Below are 881 nucleotides of genomic sequence, written 5' to 3'. Positions count from 1 at the left end.
TTCAACCTCAGCAAGCCCAGCTTGGCTCGAACACAATGCCTGTAACTCGCTTAATTCGGCTGAGAATGGGTCAATCTCTAAGTACTTTAAAAAGACTTCACGGTAGGTATATACAATGGGTCGCTCAAGGCTCAACTGCTCACAAACGAGATCTGCGATTTCTTCCATTAATTCAGTCAAACTGAACCCTACTCGATACCACTCAAGCATTGTGAATTCGGGGTTATGCCTACCCCCCTGCTCGGCTTCACGAAAACTTTTACAAAGCTGATAGATATCGCCTAAACCGCTTGCGAGTAGACGCTTCATCGCAAACTCTGGAGAGGTTTGAAGAAAAAAGTTTAAGGATTGATGCGCATCTTGATTGCCTGAAGCACGATAACTTGCAAGATGTGGGTCCGTTGACCCTGAAACACTCATCAACGGCGTGTCGACTTCGAGAACATTACGTGCAGAAAAAAAAGCCCGCAGCTGAGCATACAACTCAGCACGGGCTTTAATTGCAGTATGTGAACAACTAGGCTGCCACATAAAGAGAAACTTAACCTTTCGCGCGGCTTACGTATTCGCCAGTACGCGTATCGATTCTCAACACTTCACCAATATTAATAAACAAAGGCACGTTAACCACTGCGCCAGTGGTTAGTGTTGCTGGCTTTGTACCACCTTGCGCTGTATCGCCCTTCAAACCAGGATCTGTTTCTACAACTTCAAGTTCAACAAAGTTTGGCGGTGCTACGTTTAATGGCGCTCCGTTGTATAAGGTTACAACGTAAACGTCTTGTTCTTTCAACCATTTTTGCGCTTCAGCCACAGCATTCTCATCTGCACCGTGCTGTTCAAAAGAACCGTCGGTCATCATGAAGTGCCAAAACTCACCA

The 881-nt window shown here is 45.7% G+C and carries 2 protein-coding genes; both read right to left on the bottom strand.

Going from position 1 to position 881, the window contains the following annotated elements; genetic code table 11:
- The coding region (locus A3738_RS07370; RefSeq protein WP_304440078.1) for an amino acid--tRNA ligase-related protein at positions 1–531 on the bottom strand (531 nt) is incomplete at its 3' end.
- Positions 532–541: 10 nt separating this feature from the next.
- A partial coding sequence (locus tag A3738_RS07365) for an elongation factor P (RefSeq protein WP_369819781.1) occupies positions 542–881 on the bottom strand: 340 nt, incomplete at its 5' end.

The organism is Oleiphilus sp. HI0066, from assembly GCF_001635725.1.
This window is presented reverse-complemented; position numbering and strand designations above follow the sequence as displayed.